We start from the raw sequence: 17,371 nt of genomic DNA, 5'->3' as shown, positions 1-17,371 counted from the left end.
ATGATTAGGTCTGGCCCCAAAGAGTTTGGGAGCCACGTATGACCGACGCCAATTTTCCTGTCCCTGACGCATGGGCGCAAAATGCATTGATCGACAAGCTGGCCTATAGCCAGAAATATGATCTTTCGGTCAGCGACCCCGAAGCATTCTGGCAGGAAGAGGCGAAACGGATCGACTGGATCGAACCGTTCCATACGGTCAAGGATACGTCGTTCAATGAGGCCGACTTCCACATCCGCTGGTTCGAAGGCGGTAAGCTGAACATCACGGCGAATGCGCTGGACCGCCACCTTGAAACGCGCGGCGACCAGACAGCAATCATCTGGGAACCCGACGATCCGGCCAGCGAAGGCCGCACGATCACCTACCGCGAATTGCACGCTTTGGTTTGCCGGTTCGCAAATGTCCTCAAAGCTCATCAGGTCAAGAAGGGCGATCGTGTTACGATCTATCTTCCGATGGTGCCGGAGGCGGTTATCGCCATGCTTGCCTGCGCCCGCATCGGCGCGGTGCATTCGGTTGTGTTCGCCGGATTTTCGCCCGACGCGCTGGCTGGCCGGATTGAGGATTGCCAGTCCAATATCGTCCTGACCGCAGACGAAGGCCTGCGCGGCGGCAAGCCGATCCCGCTCAAGGCCAATGTCGATGCTGCTCTTGAGAAAGTGGCGGTCGATCATGTGATTGTACTGAAACACACCGGCACCGATGTACCGATGGTCGAAGGTCGTGATGCCGATTGGCACGGTGCTGCCGCAGAGGCGGCGGATCACTGCGATGCGCAAGTCATGGATGCGGAAGACCCGCTGTTCATCCTCTATACCTCAGGTTCCACAGGGAAGCCGAAAGGCGTGCTCCACACCACCGGCGGCTATGCGGTCTGGACCAGCATGACCCACCAGTACGTATTCGATTATCAGCCGAACGCGGATGGTTCGATGCCCGTTTACTGGTGCGCGGCGGATGTCGGCTGGGTCACCGGCCACAGCTATGTCGCCTATGCCCCGTTGATCAACGGCGCGACCCAGATCATGTTCGAGGGGGTGCCGAATTATCCTGATCATTCCCGCTTCTGGGAAATCATCGACAAACACAATGTCGAGATATTCTACGCCGCGCCAACCGCTTTGCGCGCCCTGATGCGCGAGGGCGACGATTACGTCACCCGCACCAGCCGCAAATCGCTGCGCCTGCTGGGATCTGTCGGCGAGCCGATCAATCCGGAGGCGTGGGACTGGTATCACCGCGTGGTCGGGGAGCGCCGCTGCCCGATCGTGGACACGTGGTGGCAAACTGAGACCGGCGGGGCGATGATTACCCCGCTGCCGGGCGCGACCGATCTGAAGCCGGGCAGCGCGAGCAAACCGATGTTCGGGGTCAAGCCGGAAATCGTCGACAATGACGGCACCATCCAGTTCGGCGCGACCGAAGGCCCGCTGGTCATCACCGATAGCTGGCCCGGCCAGATGCGGACCGTCTACGGCGATCACGATCGGTTCTTTCAGACCTATTTCAGCACATTCCCGGGATATTATTTCACCGGCGATGGCTGCCGCCGCGATGACGATGGCTATTACTGGATCACCGGACGGATCGATGATGTGATCAATGTATCAGGCCACCGGATGGGCACGGCAGAGGTCGAAAGCGCACTGGTTGCACACCCGAGCGTGTCCGAGGCAGCCGTCGTCGGTATGCCGCACGATATCAAGGGTCAGGGCATCTATGCCTATGTGACCACCAACGCCGATGTCGAGGGCGGCGACGAGCTGCGCGCCGAGCTGGTAAAGTGGGTCCGCAAGGAAATCGGCCCGATTGCCACGCCCGACGTGGTCCAGTTTGCACCCGGCCTGCCCAAGACGCGTTCTGGCAAGATCATGCGCCGCATCTTGCGCAAGATTGCCGAGAACGACGTTGGCAATCTGGGTGACACCTCGACGCTGGCAGACCCTTCCGTAGTGGACGACCTGCTGGCGAACCGCGCCAAATGAGCGACATTCGCCCGCTTCGCAGCGCTCTCTATTTGCCGGCGAACCGTGCCAGCGCTGTCGAAAAGGCCCGCGCTGCCGACTGCGATGCGGTCATCCTCGATCTGGAAGACGCGGTCGCGCCCGAGGCGAAGGCGGAGGCGCGCGAGGCCGCGGTTGCCGCTGTCAATGAAGGGGGCTTCGGCCACCGCATTCTGGCGGTGCGGATCAATGCGCTGGATACCGAATGGGGCGCGGCCGATTGCGCTGCACTGGCCGGATGCGGCCCCGATGCTGTGCTGGTGCCCAAGCTTTGCCATCCGGAGGAAGCGGCGCTCTACCGCGGGCAGATTGGCGGAGGGCCTGAACTGTGGGCAATGCTGGAAACGTGCACCGCGTTTACCCAGTTGCCCGCAATTGCATCCAACGCCGCAAAAGCCAATCTGACGACCTTCGTCATGGGGACCAATGATCTCGCGCTGGAGATGCGGGCAACCCTTGATGCAGATCGCGCGCCCTTCCAACCACTGCTGACACAGGCCGTGGTCGCCGCCCGCGCCAACGGGCTGTCGATATTGGACGGCGTGTTCAACGATATCGCTGATGAAACCGGTCTGGCGCAGCAATGCCGCCAGGGTGCCGCGATGGGGTTTGATGGAAAGACCCTCATCCACCCCAAACAGCTCAAGATTGCCAACACCGCGTTTTCCCCTTCAGGCGATGACGTAGCCAAAGCGCAGGCGATTTGCGCGGCATTCGCGCTGCCAGAGAACACCGGCAAGGGCGTGATAAAAGTGGATGGCCGAATGACCGAAATTCTTCATCTGCGCGAAGCCGAGCGCACTCTCGCGCTGCACAATGCAGCCAAACGCAACACCACTTGAAGTGATCCCACTTGCGGCGCAGTCTGGCACCTGCAAGAGAACGGCAAAACTGTTTCAGGAGTAGATATGGCTGGCATGGTGCCCTTTAACTGGGAAGATCCGTTCAATCTGGAATCCCAACTGACCGAAGACGAACGGATGATCCGCGATGCCGCGCACGGTTTCGCGCAGGATGAATTGCAGCCGCGCGTGCAAGAGGCATATCGCAACGAAACCAGCGCACCCGAACTGTTCCCGCTGATGGGGAAAGCTGGCCTGCTGGGCGCGACCGTGCCGGAAGAATATGGCGGGTCAGGTGCCTCCTACGTTTCTTACGGCCTTATCGCGCGCGAAATTGAACGGGTCGATTCCGGATACCGTTCGATGGCTTCGGTCCAGTCCAGCCTTGTGATGTATCCGATTCAGGCCTATGGTTCAGAGGAACAGCGGCGCAAATACCTGCCCGGCCTCGCCAGCGGCGAATTGATCGGCTGCTTCGGCCTGACCGAACCCGATGCAGGTTCCGACCCTGGTTCGATGCGCACCTATGCCAAGAAAGACGGTGACGGTTATTCGCTGTCGGGCGCGAAAACATGGATCAGCAATTCGCCGTTCGCCGATGTTTTTGTCGTCTGGGCAAAAAGCGAAGCGCATGGCGACGGCATTCGCGGTTTCGTGCTGGAAAAAGGCATGAAGGGCCTCGACGCGCCGAAGATCGAAGGCAAGCTGAGCCTGCGCGCATCCACCACCGGCATGATCATGATGGACGAGGTGAAGCTGCCCGCCGACGCGTTGCTGCCTGACGTTCAGGGTCTGAAAGGTCCGTTCGGCTGCCTTAACCGGGCACGCTACGGCATCAGCTGGGGCGCGATGGGTGCGGCGGAATTCTGTATGCACGCCGCGCGTCAGTACGGCCTCGACCGCAAGCAATTTGGCCGCCCGCTGGCCAACACCCAGCTTTATCAAAAGAAGCTGGCCGACATGATGAGCGATATTGGCCTCGGCCTTCAGGCATCGCTGCAGGTTGGCCGCCTGATGGACAAGGGCGAGTTTGCGCCGGAAATGATCAGCATCGTAAAGCGCAACAATGTCGGCAAGGCGCTCGACATCGCGCGGATGGCGCGTGACATGCACGGCGGCAACGGCATCAGCGACGAATATCAGGTGATCCGTCACATGGTGAACCTGGAAACGGTAAACACCTATGAAGGCACGCACGATGTCCATGCGCTGATCCTGGGCCGCGCCATTACGGGCCTTGCAGCCTTCTGATGAAACTGTTCGGATATTACCGCAGCTCCACCAGCTTCCGGCTCCGCATTGCGCTGCAGCTGAAAGGGCTTGAATACGAAAACGTGCCGGTAAACCTGCTCAAGAGCGAGCAGAAGGGCGACGCATTTTCCAGCCGCAATCCGTTTGCCTCCGTGCCGATGCTGGAGGCAGGCGGCCGCGACCGCGCGCAAAGCATGGCGCTGATTGAATGGCTGGATGAAGCCTATCCGGCGCATCCATTGCTGCCTGCGGATATCGAGGAGCGCTATACCGCGCGCGAACTGGCATATGCGATCGCGACCGAACTGCACGCACCGCTCAATCTGCCGGTGCTGCAATATCTGAAGAATGAATACGGCAAGTCGCAGGAGGAAATCGGCGAGTGGTATCGCCACTGGCTCGCCAAGACACTGGACCCGGTCGAGAAACGCCTCGCCCAGCTGGGCACTGGCGATTTCCTGTTCGACAAACCCGGCCTGTTCGAGGTCGTCCTGTTGCCACAAATGTACAATGCGCGCCGGTTCGATTTCGACTTCTCGGCCAAACCGCACATGACCCGCATCGAAACGGCGTGCCTGGCGTTGGAGCCTTTCCAGCGTGCGCACCCAGACAATCAAACCGACAACCCGGAATAAAATCCGGCCAAGACCCAGGAAGAGGGATCGCCAATGAAACTCGCAACAATCAAGGACGGAACCCGCGACGGGAAGCTCGTCGTCGTGTCCAAGGACATCACCCGCTACTGCGCGGCAGACAATATTGCGCCAACGATGCAATATGCACTCGACAATTGGGAGCGTGTGGCACCCGATCTGGAAGTGCTTTACCGCGATGTCGAACATCAGGCTGTTCCGTGCGAACGCTTCCACGAAAGCGAGGCGCTATCTCCGCTGCCCCGCGCTTATCAATGGGCTGACGGCAGCGCATACATCAACCACGTCGAACTGGTCCGCAAAGCTCGCGGCGCAGAAGTGCCCGAAAGCTTTTATCACGATCCGCTGATGTATCAGGGCGGCTCCGACGACTTCCTTGCCCCGCGCGAGAATATTCCGCTGAAAGACACCGCCTGGGGCTGCGATATGGAAGGCGAAGTCGCCTGCATCACCGATGACGTACCGATGGGCACTTCGGCAGAAGATGCCGCGGCGCACATCAAGCTGGTGATGCTGGTAAACGATGTATCGCTGCGCGGATTGATCCCCGGCGAACTCGCCAAGGGTTTCGGCTTTTTCCAGTCGAAGCCTGCCACGGCGTTCTCTCCCGTAGCGGTAACGCCTGATGAACTGGGTGATGCGTGGAAAGACAGCCTGATCCACCTGCCTTTGGAAGTAGACTACAACCGCGAACCGTTCGGCCGCGCCGATGTGGGCAAGGACGCGACATTCAATCTCGCCCAGCTGGTCGCGCACGCAGCGAAGACGCGCAATCTGGGTGCCGGTGCGATCATCGGCTCGGGCACGATTTCCAATCAGGGCGAGGATGGCGGCCCTGGCAAACCGGTCAGCGAAGGCGGTGCCGGTTACAGCTGCATCGCGGAAATCCGCATGATCGAGACGATCAAGGACGGCGAGGCCAAGACACGCTTCATGGCACCTGGTGACACAGTCAAAATCCAGATGAAGGATAAGGACGGTCATTCAATCTTCGGGGCGATCAAACAGGAAGTCGTGCAAGCTTAAGGAGTAACTCGATGCAGCTGGGCGATCTGAACCGCATTCCCGTCATTATCGGCTCCGGTCAGGTCAACGACCGGCCCGCTACCGGGGCGGAGGGGCTGGATTCGCTCGGCCTGATGATCGCCGCTGCACGCGAAGCCGCCAAGGACGCCGGCGGCGGGCTGCTGGAACAGACCGACTGGCTAGGGATCGTCAACCAGATCAGTTTTCCTGAACTGACCGGTACGCTGATCTCAGGCATCAAGGACGCATTGAGCATAGACCCCGGCTTCGCGCGTGAGACGCCGTCCCCCACCGGCGACAGCCCGATCCTGCTGATCAACGAAGCCGCCAACGCCATCGGCGAAGCCAAGGCCAGCATCGCTCTGATCGTCGGGGCAGAGGCTTTGCGCACCGCCGGAATGCGCAAGAAAGAGGCCGCGCTGGCAGCGCAGGATGCGCCAGCGGCAAAGAAAGGCCCCTATCCCAAACGCACCCCGGTCCAGCCGGAACCGCGGCATCTGTTCGGCCTCCACACCCCGACGGACGTGTACCCGTTATTCGAAAATGCCGCCCGCGATAGCTTCGGCCAAACGCTGGAAGAGGCGCAAGCGGAATCCGGCGAGATCTGGGCGGGTATGTCACGCGTCGCGGCGCAAACTGAAAGCGCGTGGATCCGAGAGCCGCGCACAGCCCGGCAAATCATCGAGGTGAGTGCGGATAACCGCCCGATCGCTTTCCCCTATACCAAATTTCAGGTCGCCAACGCCGCAGTCAATCAGGGCGCGGCGGTGATCGTAACCAGCCTTGCCGCGGCACAGGCGGCAGGCGTCCCTGACGAGCGGATCATCTATGTCGGCAAGGGCGCTGCCGCACATGAGGCGGAAGATCCGCTGATGCGGCCTGATTTTGCATCTTCTGCCAGCATGAATGTCTCGCTTGAACGGGCGCTGGAACTGAACGAGATCGGCATCGGACAGATCGACCATCTCGAGCTATATTCCTGCTTCCCCATCGTCCCCAAGATGGCGCGGCGCGTACTGGGCGTGGATGCCAGCCGGCAGATCACCATGTTTGGCGGGCTGACATTCGGCGGCGGGCCGATCGGCAATTACATGACCCACGCGGCCGCCTGCATGGTCGATGCGCTGCGTAAAAGCGGCACTAACGGCCTGCTGTTCGCAAATGGCGGTTATGCCACGCACAACCATACGATCCTGCTGACCAAGACCCCCCAGCCGGAAGGTACGTTCCCGCAAGAGTTCGATTTTCAGGCAGAGGCAGATGCGACGCGCGGCGAGATTCCCGCAATGGAACTGGAGTATGAAGGGCCAGCACAGCTGGAAACCTATACGATCCTTTATGACCGATCAGGTGTCCCGAAACAGGGTGTGATTGTCGCCCGAATTGATGACAATCGCCGCACGCTAGCGCTGGTGCCAGCCACCGACAGGCAGGCGATCGAACGGCTATCGGCAGCAGCGCCCGGGCTGGTCGGCGCAGCAGGGCAGGTCAGCAAAGCGGGGACGCAGGGGCATTGGTCATTTGACTGACCGCCCCTTTTCCATGATGGACTGACATAACCGAAGCGGAATTCCGCTCGATCTTTTTGAGGGTGCCCATGTTCAAGACCTGGTTTGCAATTCCGCTTTGGCAGCGTGTCATCGCGGCTCTGATATTGGGCGTGATCGTGGGCTATTTCTGGGGCCCTGAAGCGGAAAGCATCAAATTCATCGGCGATATCTTCGTCGGTTTCATCAAGATGCTGGTGGTCCCGCTGATCTTCTTCAGCCTTGTCGCGGGCATCGCGTCCATCGGCGACTTGCGCAAACTCGGCAGCGTGGGCTGGCGCGCCCTGCTGCTGTTCGTGGTGAGCGGCCAGATTGCGGTGTGGCTGGGCCTGTTCCTAGGCACATTTGTGCAGCCTGGCATGGGAGTCGACACAAGTTCGATCGACATGGGTGCCACCCCTGCACCCAATGATACGACGTGGCGCGAAATGCTGCTGGGCATGGTCCCGCAAAGCCCGGTTCAGGTCATGGCAGACGTCAATGTGCTGCCGCTGATCGTGTTCTCCCTCCTCATCGGGGTTGGCATCCTGATGGCCAAGGAAGAGGGCGAGCCAGTACTGAAAATCTTCGATTCCGGTTCTGTGATCATGCAGAAGGTGACCATGGTGGTCATGGAACTGACCCCGCTTGGCGTGTTTGCGCTGATGGCGTGGGTCGCGGGCACGCTCGGCCTCGATGCGCTTCAGGCATTGGGCAAGCTGGTGTTCCTGAACTACCTCGGCTGTCTGCTGATCATTCTGGTCATGTATTCCGCGATGATCAAATTCATCGCACACCTGCCGGTGATCGATTTCTTCCGCGGTATCATCGATGCCATCGCGGTCAGTTATTCCACCGCCAGTTCCAACGCGACGCTGCCGGTTACCTTGCGCTGTGCGCAGCGCAACCTGGGTATTTCAAACTCGGTATCCAGCTTCGTCATCTCGCTCGGCGCGACGATCAACATGAACGGCACGGCCATGTATCTGGGCCTCGCGACACTGTTCGGCGCGCAAATCTTCGGCGTCGACCTGTCATGGGGCGATTACTTCCTGATTTCGATCCTGGGCACGCTGGGCGCGATTGGCGCAGCCGGCATCCCCGGCGCGGGCCTGATCATGATGGCACTGGTGTTTGGCGCAGTGGGCGTACCGCTGGAAACAATCGCATTCGTCGCTGGTGTCGACAGGATCATGGACATGATGCGCACGACCACCAATGTCAGCGGCGATGCCGCAGTTGCGACAACCGTGGCGGCCTTGACCGGCGAGATCGACCGCGAGGAAATGATCAGCGCAGACGATGTCTAAACCGACTTGCCGGCCATCAACCTGCACCGCCCAACGATCACACGCTTCCATCCGGAGCACGCAACCGTGAAATTCTCAGCAACCAGCGCTCTTTGTTCGGCCCTGACACTGTTCTGCAGTGCGCCCTTGGCCGCGCAGGAAATTTCTTGCGAAGGGGATGGATGCGATGCTCTGGCAGCGATCATCGTTACCGGTCAGGGTTTGGAGCAAACCCCCGCCACGCCGGCATATTCGCAGCAGGAAATTGGCCGTGAACGCCTGACATCGTCCGCATCCGGTCGGATCGAGGATGCCCTGTCCGACGTCGCAGGGTTTCAGCAATTCCGCCGGTCCGACAGCAGGTCGTCCAATCCGTCGGCGCAAGGGGTCACGCTACGCGCGCTTGGCGGGAACGCCACCAGTCGCGCATTGGTGCTGCTTGACGGCGTTCCGATGGCGGACCCGTTCTTTGGCTATATTCCGCTCAGCGCTCTCGCTCCTGAACGGCTCGCCTCTGCCCGCGTAACACGCGGCGGCGGCTCGGGTGCATTCGGATCGGGCGCAGTCGCAGGCACGATCGAGCTGGAAAGCGCGGGACCGGATGAGCTCGGCCTTTTCAGCGGCGCACTGCTGGCAAACCACCGCGGCGCTACCGAAGCGTCTGCCACACTCGCTCCGGAACTTGGCGCTGGCTTTGCCGTCGTCACCGGGCGCTGGGACCGCGGCCCCGGATTCTTCACCACCCCCGCAGATCAGCGCGTTCCCGCCTCTGCCAAGAGCGAATTTGATAGCTGGTCGGTCGGTCTTCGCACCGCCGTCCCGCTGGGCGACGACGTGGAACTGCAAACCCGCGGCCTGGTGTTCGACGATCGGCGAACCCTGCGCTTTGATGGCGCAGACAGTTCGGCCAGCGGGCAGGACGCCAGCTTGCGGATCATTGGCCGGGGCGACTGGGAATTCGATGTCCTGGGCTATCTGCAATACCGCGATTTCTCCAATGTCGTGATCAGCTCGACACGGTTTGTGAAAGTCCTGGACCAGCGGAAAACCCCGTCCAACGGAATTGGCGGCAAGATTGAAATTCGCCCGCCTGTTGGACAGGATCATGTGCTGCGCATCGGCGCGGATTACCGCGGTTCGTCCGGCAACCTGCTGGAAGAATCGTTCAGCGCATTCACCGGCGACCTACGCGAACGCCGCCGCGCGGGCGGGGAAAACAGCACCTTTGGCCTTTTTGCCGAACATGACTGGACACTCGGCGATCTGATCCTGACGGGCGGGCTAAGAGCTGACCGTTGGAGCATTCGCGGCGGATATTATGAGGCCCGCGATGCTGCTGGAGTATTGCTGACTGATGATCGGTTTGCCGATCGCAGCGGATGGGATGCGTCTTTCCGTGCGGGCGCTTTGTTCAGTGCGTCTGAAAACATTTCGTTGCGTGCGGCAGCCTATAGCGGTGTGCGCGTTCCGACACTGAACGAACTCTACCGCCCGTTTGTTGTGTTCCCGGTGGTCACGCAGGCTAACGAAGCGCTTGAGAACGAGAGGCTGATCGGCTTCGAGGCGGGCTTCGACTATGCACTTTCACCGCGATCGCAGCTGTCTGTCACAGCTTTCCAGAACCGGGTAAAAGATGCTGTCGCGAACGTCACCCTCACCCCGACCCTGCGTCAGCGCCGCAATCTGGAGGCTGTCCGTTCGCGTGGCTTGGAAGTGATTGCGAAAACCGGGTTTGGCGCAATCGATCTGTTCGGATCTCTCGCCTGGACCGATGCCGAGATTGAAGGGAGCGGAGCTTCGCTGGCGCTGGATGGAAACCGGCCGCCTCAAACACCGAAACTGGCAGCAAGTGCGACACTGGCATACAGGCCGGCAGACGGATGGGACTTGTCGGCAACGCTGCGCCACGTGGGCGCACAGTTTGAAGACGATCAGGAAACCTTCGTCTTACCGGCAGCAACGACAGTGAACGCATTTGCAAAAATTCCTCTGGCCGCAGGTTTTTCGATTATCCTGCGGGCAGAGAACCTGCTGGACGAGGAAATTGTGACGCGAAATCAAGCAGGTTCAATCGATCTGGGCGTACCGCGCACAATCTGGGCAGGCATTCGTATTGGCGGCTAATATCCCCTTTCCGTCTACTCCGCCCGGAACCAAACCGGTTCGTGTGGGGTAGTGGGTTTTAAAAGGGGGAGGCATCATGGCTTCGTATAAACACGCACCGCGCAGCATCATCACTGTTGTCATCGTGACAATCATCGCGCTGGCATTCGGATGGTTCGCCGGTTCAGCCGGAACACAGTGGAACGGCCTGCCGGTGTATTTTATCTGCACGCTAATCGCGTTTCTGGTGAACTGGGGCGTGTTCATCCCTTCCGCAATTGCCAAATCGGAACGCTTTTTCGATCTCGTTGGGGCAATCACCTATCTCTCGATGCTGGCCGCCGCCTGCATTCTGTCTGCCCCGCTCGACCCCCGCTCTGTCGTTGTCGCGGCGATGGTCGCAATCTGGTGCACCCGGCTCGGCACATTTCTGTTCAAGCGGATCAGCGACGCAGGTGACGACAAGCGGTTCGACAAGATCCGCGGCAATCCCCCGCGGTTTTTGGTCGCGTGGACCCTGCAGGCCCTGTGGTGCATCCTGACAGCCGCAGCTGCCCTCGCCGTAATCACTTCGACCGAGCGGGTGGCGTTGGACTGGTTCTTCTGGATTGGCGGCCTGATCTGGCTGTTCGGTTTCGCTTTCGAGGTCATCGCTGACCGTCAGAAAAGCGCGTTCAAGAAAGACCCTGCCAACGAAGGAGACTTCATCGACTGCGGGCTGTGGGCCTGGTCGCAGCACCCCAATTATTTTGGCGAGATTGTCTTGTGGGCTGGAATTCTGGTGATGGCCATTCCCGTGCTTTCCGGCTGGTCATGGCTCGCCGTCATCTCGCCCTTCTTCGTTGCGTTTCTGCTTACCAAGGTCAGCGGCATTCCGATGCTGGACGAGGCAGCTGAGAAACGCTGGGGCGATGACCCGGCCTATCAGGCCTACCGCAAGAACACGCCTGTGCTGATCCCCCGCCCGCCGAAATCGTAACCGGCGCATTTCTCTGGACTCAGCCCTAGCTCGATTGTGCCATCCGCACAGGCTTGGTTCTGATCTAGAGAGATAGCTTCAGGCCCGGTGATCAAGTCACGTTTCGACCCACACAGCCGGGCAGCGGCGCATATCTGCAAACTGCCCGCAATATGCGGCACCCTGTTATGGCCAAGTCGGCATGGGAAGATATCTGGGCCAAAGCATTGCAGCCTTGATGGACTGTCAGGCATCCCTCAGCTTGGGCCGCCCGAAATTCTAGCCTTGCTTGATCGCTTCCAGCGCAGTGCCCACGGCCAGCCATTTCTCCTCGGCGTCAGCCAGGCTGTCGCCGGCTTTGGCACGCGCCGTAAGCAGTTCCTGCATGTTCGCGCCGGACGGCCCTTCCGGGGCGGTGCTGCATTCACCGATCAGTCGATCGTATTCTTCCACTTGAAGGGTCAGTCGCGAAACCTCCTCTTCAACCTTTGTCAGTTGCGCTTTCGCTTCGCGAACTTTCGCACTTGCGCCTGCGCCGCTCGCGCCCCGTGATTTGCTGGACGAACTATCTCGGTCACGCTTGGGCTGCTTTCGGCCCAGAACGAAGTCGATGTAATCCTCCATGCTCCCGCTATATTCGCGTGCAGTTCCGTCGTCGACGAGAACCAGCCGATCTGCGGTCAATTCGACCATGTGCCGATCATGGCTGATAAGAATGACGGCACCGGAATAGTCATTCAGCGCCTGAATCAGCGCCTCACGCGCATCCACATCCAGGTGGTTGGTTGGTTCATCGAGGATCAGCAAATGCGGTGCATCGCGCGTGATCAGCGCCAGTGCCAGCCTAGCGCGTTCTCCGCCCGACAACTTGTCTACGCGCGTCTGGGCACGCGCGCCTGCGAAGCCGAAGCGGCCAAGTTGTGCGCGGATAGCACCTTGGGCCATGCCTTCCATCGCACGGTTCATAAGGTCCAGCGGTGTTTCCTCGCCCGCCAGTTCTTCGACCTGATATTGGGTGAAATATCCGACCTTCAGCCGCCCAGGCGCATTCATTTCGCCCTCGGCTGGTGCCAGTTGCGAGGCCAGCAGACGTGCCAGCGTCGTCTTTCCGTTCCCGTTTCGGCCAAGCAAAGCGATGCGATCATCCGCGTCGATGCGGAAATTCAGACGGCGCAGGATCGGTGGCGCTTCTCCGTATCCGACGGCGGCCTGTTCAAGCGTGATCATTGGTGAACGAAGCTCTGCCGGGTCAGGAAAGTCGAAGCTGAGCGTCGGATCTTCCATCATCGCTGCAATCGGCTGCATCCGCGCAAGCATCTTGGCACGTGATTGTGCCTGTTTGGCTGTGGATGCACGCGCGCTGTTCCGCGCAACATAGTCCTGCAAACGCGCGCGCTGCGCATCTTGCGATGCCTTCGCCGCGGCTAATTGGGATGCGCGTTCGGCCCGCTGCTTTTCAAATGCATCGTAACCGCCTGGATACAGCGTCAGTTGGCCGCCCTGCAAATGCAGGATGTGATCGACCACCTTGTTAAGCAAATCGCGCTCGTGGCTGATTACCACCAGGGTCGCGGGATAGGATTTGAGGAAGCTTTCAAGCCAAAGCGTCGCTTCCAGATCAAGGTGGTTGGACGGTTCGTCCAGCAGCAGGATATCGGGCTCAGAAAAGAGCAATGCGCCAAGCGCAACGCGCATTTTCCAGCCACCGGAGAAGCGGTCCACCGGGGTGCGCTGCATCTCTTCATCGAAGCCTAGCCCCTTGAGGATCTTGGCTGCACGGGATGGCGCGCTGTAGGCATCAATCGCCAGCAATCGGTCATGCACATCGCCCATGCGGTCCATGTCCGTGCAGGTCTCCAGTTCCTCCAGCAATTGCGCGCGCTCGGTTGCGGAGGCAAGCACCACGTCTTCCGGAGTCATCGCGCCGCTGGGCGCTTCCTGAGCGATGTAGCCGATCTTCGCGCGTGAAGGCTTGCTGATTTCGCCTGCATCAGGATCGATTTCTCCGATCAGTGCTTTCATGAGGGTGGACTTGCCCGCACCATTGCGCCCGATCAAACCGACGCGCGCGCCGACAGGCACCGTCGCACTGGCGCCTTCAAGAATGGCCCGGCCGCCAAGCCGTACTGTGACACCGTCGATGGTAAGCATGCGCGGCCCCTAACAGCGAATTGGCTTCTGCCCAACGAAAAACCCGAACATCCAGCTTGCACCATGCGCCGGATCGGCTAGCGCGGACGAATGGAAATGCAAGATTTGCTGCAACGCTATTTCGGAACACGCGATCTGGCCGAAGTCGATCCCGTCGCAGTGCCCGCGGGGACCGACCGCATCAAGGTCGATTTTGGGCTGGAACGCGACCGCGGCCGACGCTTCGCATTGTGGACCTTGCTCTATATGCTGGACGCAGCCCCTGATCTGGATGTCGCGTTCGAAGATCCGGCCGACCGTGAGGCAGCACGCAATCTGATGGATTTGCTGGCTGTTGCAACACCGGACTGACACGGCACCCGCATAATCTTTGGCGTACCAAGTCTGATCAGGTTTAAGGAATTCTGCCGCTCGATCCATTCCTCTGCCGGAGGTGAACGCTGGATAAGCGGGCGCGCCTCGATTGCCTCCGCGATAGCTTTGCTCTGACAACACCCACTTGGGCAATGTCGCGAATTGATATCCATGCCCAACGGTGCAATTACGCACCGATGGAATGGAGCGATTATAAACTCGTTCTTACGGTGGCACGTGAGAAATCAATCCGTGGGGCCGCGCGGCACCTGGGCGTCAATCATGCGACGGTTTCAAGGAGATTGGCGCAGCTAAACAATGGGCCTGCAGGACCGCTTCTTCATCGCTCACCGACGGGATTTTGGCCGACCAAGGTCGGTCAGAGCGTGGTCGAAGCGGCCGAGAAGATGGAGCAAGTCAGCGACGAGGCGGTGCGCAGGCAACGTGCGGCCGAGCAGTCGCTGTCAGGCCCGCTTTCCATCTCTGTTCCCCCTCTCATTTTACAGCATTTGTTGATTGGAGATTTGGCGAGATTTGGTGAGCAGCATCCCGAGATCGAACTGACGGTCGATTCAACCGACAGGTTCGTGGATCTCGACCGGGCAGAAGCCGATGTGGTGCTGAGGGGGTCGGACAGCCCGCCTGACCATTGGGTCGGACGGCGGCTATTCCCTTACTCGCTCTCGCTCTACGCGCATAAGGATTACCTCGCCAATGTGAATGCTCGCGACTTGCGCTGGATCGCTCCGCCTGACGGGGATCCGCGCTGGCAATCCTGGCTTGAGGAATCGCCCTACCCGGCTGCCTCAATCAGCATGAGAATAACGACGATTGCGGGCCGCTTTATGGCGCTTAAACAAGGGCTGGGGATGGGCCGAGCGGCCTGCTTCATGGCCGACAATGACCCCGATCTTGTAAGACTGCCCGGCGCCCCCGTGATTGAGGTCGAGACCTTTTGGCTGCTTTGTCATCCAGATTTCGCGGGCACTTCGCGGGCGAAGGCTGCGCTGGCCTATTTCTCGAATGTCATGAACAAGTATCGCCCCTTGCTTCAAGGAGAGCGGTGCTAAGGCTTTGAAGCAAGGGGGATAGCATAGCTCTGCTTAAAGGGAAGGGCGAAGGCGGTAGAAGGATAAATCAGTCGTCCCAGATCCAGCCAGATGCCGGACCGCCTTGTATGTATCCGACTGTAATAGACGGCTCGCCCCTTCCGCGTCACCCCACTCGATAAAGGTCAATTGGTCAGGCGATTTGGAGTTCGACAGGGATTCAAGGTTGGGATCGAACAGTTTCAGGATAAACTTGCCCCCCTGTTTGGCCACCTCGCCTTCGAGCCTGGCGAGATACTCATCATAGTCAGCTGCATTGTCCGGATCAGTGTATGCTATGGCCAAGGTGTAGAATTTGTCGCTCCTCAATGTAAGGGAGAGACCTTCCGCCTGAATGTCGCGATAATAGCGGATATCGTTCCAAATGGAGCGCCGCAGCTCGCTATATTCGGGCCAACGCGGATCGTTTTCAAAGCGGTTGAACGCTTCCTGGCTTGGCCAACTGGTCAAGAGAAAGCCTTGCGGCTTGAAGGTTCCAAAGCTGGGGCCATCAACCAGCAAGGCGCCGTGGCGAGTGAAGCCGTTTTCAACTGCGATCGGGATTGCGGAACTCTGGAAGACAGCTCGCGCCTGCATGGCTTCGTCCGTCCTCATGTAGTCGAAGCCAATCACTGAAAAAAGCGCGTTGGCGGGCAAGTTGATGTTCACGCTCTTTGGCTCGTCCTGCGCGGCGGAAGCTACCTTCTGGGAAGGGGTGGCACTCTCTTGAGCCTGCAGCGTGGAGCATCCTGCGGTCAGGGCGATCACACCTGATGTCATGAGCAATCTGAATATGGAACTAAGGCTGTGCATTTCGAACTCCTTTAAAAGGTAAGCCCCATGCCTATCCCAGACCCGATCTCACGTGGTGGATCAATTTGGCGGGCACGTGGTTAGATTTTGCACCACCTCAGGGCGGCAATGATCGAAGCTACCGACTGGTGGTGGCAATGCGCACAGTTCAGAATTCATTCTATACGACGACACGGAAAAGCTGCCGTTTGCCCCCGACGCGCGGGAGCGGACCTTCGGAATATCACCTAGTTGCAGATAGAACCATTTCGCTATCTCGTGATTGAAGGAGAGTTCTATGTCATCACCACGCGAAGCGGTCGGCGTATTCGAGACCGCCGATGACCTACAGGAAGCAATCGACGAACTGCTCAGCAATGGCTTCAACCGGGCGGAGCTCAGTCTTCTAGCTAGTGAGGATGCCGTCACGAGGGAACTGGGGCATACTTACAAAAAGGCGAGCGAGCTGGAGGATGATCCGGCAGCACCGCGTGCTGCCTATGTATCAACTGAAGCAATAGGTGATGCCGAAGGCGCGCTGATCGGCACGCCGCTCTACATCGCTGCGCTCTTGGCAGCAGCAGTCGTTGTTGTGTCGGGAGGCACCCTTGCCGCAGCCATTGCAGGTGCCACGGTTGCCGGAGGCACTGGTGCTGCGATAGGTGCAATTCTTGCCCAACTTGTCGGCAAGCAACATGCACAGCGCATCGAAGAACAACTCGTCCATGGCGGACTGTTGCTATGGGTTCGCACATGGAACACCGACGATGAGCGCAGCGCCTGCGACATCCTCAAAAAGCATTCCGGTCAGGACGTACACGTACACAGCCTAGGGGAATAAGAACCTCCCGCGTGCTGCTTCAGAGCATTGCGCAAGAATTTCAACGCCAGCTTTTTGTCCATTTTCTTAGTGACATAGCTTTCGAGAATCTCGCCTTCTTGATCCACTGCGCACCACAAATAGTGCGTCTTGCCGTTGATCTTCACAAACACCTCATCGAGGTGCCAGCGCCAATGATGAAAACCCTTCATACGGCTCACTCGCTGTCGCCGGATATCCGCAGCGAACATCGGTCCAAAGCGATTCCACCACAGCCGCACGGTCTCGTGGCAAACGTCAATCCCGCGCTCGAACAACAAATCCTCGACGTTCCTAAGCGATAGCGGGAAGCGGACGTACATCATCACGACCAAGCGGATGATCTCCGGCGATGAGTTGAAATAGCGGAACGGATTGGCTGATTTCTTGCGTCTGGGCATCGGCCTGCCCTACCCAATTAGCGCCGATTTTCAATCAGGTGCATTTGCTTTGACAGCACCAGCGTGCGAGCA

The 17,371-nt window shown here is 59.4% G+C and carries 14 protein-coding genes and 1 pseudogene; 12 read left to right on the top strand and 3 right to left on the bottom strand.

Features of this window, described 5'->3' with window-relative positions; genetic code table 11:
• Positions 1 to 38 precede the first annotated feature (38 nt).
• The 9 genes from acs (at position 39) to PO778_RS01280 (ending at position 11,675) form a co-directional block, all read left to right on the top strand.
• Entirely contained in the window at positions 39 to 1,988 is a 1,950-nt protein-coding gene (acs, locus tag PO778_RS01320; RefSeq protein WP_271438341.1) for an acetate--CoA ligase, read from the top strand.
• Positions 1,985 to 2,848, top strand: a complete 864-nt coding sequence (locus PO778_RS01315; RefSeq protein ID WP_271438340.1) for an HpcH/HpaI aldolase/citrate lyase family protein — start codon at positions 1,985 to 1,987, stop codon at positions 2,846 to 2,848. Before acs ends, PO778_RS01315 begins: the two co-directional genes overlap by 4 nt.
• A 66-nt stretch (positions 2,849 to 2,914) precedes the next feature.
• Positions 2,915 to 4,099 (top strand): acyl-CoA dehydrogenase, encoded by a 1,185-nt coding sequence (locus tag PO778_RS01310; RefSeq protein ID WP_202391567.1) that lies wholly within the window; start codon positions 2,915 to 2,917, stop codon positions 4,097 to 4,099.
• Positions 4,099 to 4,734, top strand: a complete 636-nt coding sequence (maiA, locus tag PO778_RS01305) for a maleylacetoacetate isomerase (RefSeq protein WP_271438339.1) — start codon at positions 4,099 to 4,101, stop codon at positions 4,732 to 4,734. The genes PO778_RS01310 and maiA overlap by 1 nt, the downstream gene beginning before the upstream one ends.
• A gap of 33 nt (positions 4,735 to 4,767) precedes the next feature.
• Positions 4,768 to 5,778 (top strand): fumarylacetoacetate hydrolase family protein, encoded by a 1,011-nt coding sequence (locus PO778_RS01300; RefSeq protein ID WP_271438338.1) that lies wholly within the window; start codon positions 4,768 to 4,770, stop codon positions 5,776 to 5,778.
• A gap of 11 nt (positions 5,779 to 5,789) precedes the next feature.
• Positions 5,790 to 7,307, top strand: a complete 1,518-nt coding sequence (locus PO778_RS01295) for a TLP1 C-terminal extension domain-containing protein (RefSeq protein WP_271438337.1) — start codon at positions 5,790 to 5,792, stop codon at positions 7,305 to 7,307.
• Positions 7,308 to 7,375: 68 nt separating this feature from the next.
• Positions 7,376 to 8,614 (top strand): dicarboxylate/amino acid:cation symporter, encoded by a 1,239-nt coding sequence (locus PO778_RS01290; RefSeq protein WP_271438336.1) that lies wholly within the window; start codon positions 7,376 to 7,378, stop codon positions 8,612 to 8,614.
• 66 nt (positions 8,615 to 8,680) lie between these two features.
• The gene (locus tag PO778_RS01285) at positions 8,681 to 10,717 is read left to right on the top strand and encodes a TonB-dependent receptor (RefSeq protein WP_438944369.1); all 2,037 of its coding nucleotides are present in this window, start codon (positions 8,681 to 8,683) and stop codon (positions 10,715 to 10,717) included.
• A 76-nt stretch (positions 10,718 to 10,793) separates the two neighbouring features.
• Positions 10,794 to 11,675 (top strand): DUF1295 domain-containing protein, encoded by an 882-nt coding sequence (locus tag PO778_RS01280; RefSeq protein ID WP_271438335.1) that lies wholly within the window; start codon positions 10,794 to 10,796, stop codon positions 11,673 to 11,675.
• Between the two features lie 258 nt (positions 11,676 to 11,933).
• Here PO778_RS01280 and PO778_RS01275 read toward each other — a convergent pair whose 3' ends face one another.
• Complete coding sequence (locus PO778_RS01275) at positions 11,934 to 13,805, bottom strand: ABC-F family ATP-binding cassette domain-containing protein (protein WP_271438334.1); 1,872 nt, start codon at positions 13,803 to 13,805, stop codon at positions 11,934 to 11,936.
• Between the two features lie 90 nt (positions 13,806 to 13,895).
• On the opposite strand from PO778_RS01275, the gene PO778_RS01270 reads away from it, so the two are divergent.
• Positions 13,896 to 14,156, top strand: coding sequence for a hypothetical protein (locus tag PO778_RS01270; RefSeq protein WP_271438333.1), 261 nt, complete (start codon positions 13,896 to 13,898; stop codon positions 14,154 to 14,156).
• 200 nt (positions 14,157 to 14,356) lie between these two features.
• Positions 14,357 to 15,229: a LysR family transcriptional regulator gene (locus tag PO778_RS01265; protein ID WP_271438332.1), complete on the top strand. Its 873-nt coding sequence runs from the start codon at positions 14,357 to 14,359 to the stop codon at positions 15,227 to 15,229.
• A 33-nt stretch (positions 15,230 to 15,262) separates the two neighbouring features.
• Here the strand turns inward: PO778_RS01265 and PO778_RS01260 are convergent, their stop codons facing one another.
• Positions 15,263 to 16,060, bottom strand: a complete 798-nt coding sequence (locus PO778_RS01260; RefSeq protein WP_271438331.1) for a DUF1330 domain-containing protein — start codon at positions 16,058 to 16,060, stop codon at positions 15,263 to 15,265.
• 277 nt (positions 16,061 to 16,337) lie between these two features.
• Between PO778_RS01260 and PO778_RS01255 the strand changes: the two genes are divergently transcribed.
• The gene (locus PO778_RS01255) at positions 16,338 to 16,880 is read left to right on the top strand and encodes a hypothetical protein (protein WP_271438330.1); all 543 of its coding nucleotides are present in this window, start codon (positions 16,338 to 16,340) and stop codon (positions 16,878 to 16,880) included.
• Positions 16,881 to 16,891: 11 nt separating this feature from the next.
• Here PO778_RS01255 and PO778_RS01250 read toward each other — a convergent pair.
• Positions 16,892 to 17,299 (bottom strand): annotated as a pseudogene (locus PO778_RS01250) (IS6 family transposase); the annotation flags it as partial.
• Between the last annotated feature and the right edge of the window lie 72 nt (positions 17,300 to 17,371).

This window comes from Pontixanthobacter luteolus, assembly GCF_947494915.1.
GTDB lineage: Bacteria > Pseudomonadota > Alphaproteobacteria > Sphingomonadales > Sphingomonadaceae > Pontixanthobacter > Pontixanthobacter luteolus.
Note: the sequence above shows the minus strand (reverse complement) of the source record. Positions and strands in the feature narration are given on the sequence as shown.

What these genes read in the sequence shown, in the direction of transcription:
- PO778_RS01280 (WP_271438335.1), top strand. Translation starts at nt 10,794, where the DNA reads ATGGCTTCGTATAAACACGCACCGCGCAGCATCATCACTGTTGTCATC.
- PO778_RS01290 (WP_271438336.1), top strand. Translation starts at nt 7,376, where the DNA reads ATGTTCAAGACCTGGTTTGCAATTCCGCTTTGGCAGCGTGTCATCGCG.
- PO778_RS01315 (WP_271438340.1), top strand. Translation starts at nt 1,985, where the DNA reads ATGAGCGACATTCGCCCGCTTCGCAGCGCTCTCTATTTGCCGGCGAAC.
- PO778_RS01300 (WP_271438338.1), top strand. Translation starts at nt 4,768, where the DNA reads ATGAAACTCGCAACAATCAAGGACGGAACCCGCGACGGGAAGCTCGTC.
- maiA (WP_271438339.1), top strand. Translation starts at nt 4,099, where the DNA reads ATGAAACTGTTCGGATATTACCGCAGCTCCACCAGCTTCCGGCTCCGC.
- PO778_RS01310 (WP_202391567.1), top strand. Translation starts at nt 2,915, where the DNA reads ATGGCTGGCATGGTGCCCTTTAACTGGGAAGATCCGTTCAATCTGGAA.
- PO778_RS01260 (WP_271438331.1), bottom strand. Translation starts at nt 16,060, where the DNA reads ATGCACAGCCTTAGTTCCATATTCAGATTGCTCATGACATCAGGTGTG.
- PO778_RS01295 (WP_271438337.1), top strand. Translation starts at nt 5,790, where the DNA reads ATGCAGCTGGGCGATCTGAACCGCATTCCCGTCATTATCGGCTCCGGT.
- PO778_RS01255 (WP_271438330.1), top strand. Translation starts at nt 16,338, where the DNA reads ATGTCATCACCACGCGAAGCGGTCGGCGTATTCGAGACCGCCGATGAC.
- acs (WP_271438341.1), top strand. Translation starts at nt 39, where the DNA reads ATGACCGACGCCAATTTTCCTGTCCCTGACGCATGGGCGCAAAATGCA.
- PO778_RS01275 (WP_271438334.1), bottom strand. Translation starts at nt 13,805, where the DNA reads ATGCTTACCATCGACGGTGTCACAGTACGGCTTGGCGGCCGGGCCATT.
- PO778_RS01265 (WP_271438332.1), top strand. Translation starts at nt 14,357, where the DNA reads ATGGAATGGAGCGATTATAAACTCGTTCTTACGGTGGCACGTGAGAAA.
- PO778_RS01270 (WP_271438333.1), top strand. Translation starts at nt 13,896, where the DNA reads ATGGAAATGCAAGATTTGCTGCAACGCTATTTCGGAACACGCGATCTG.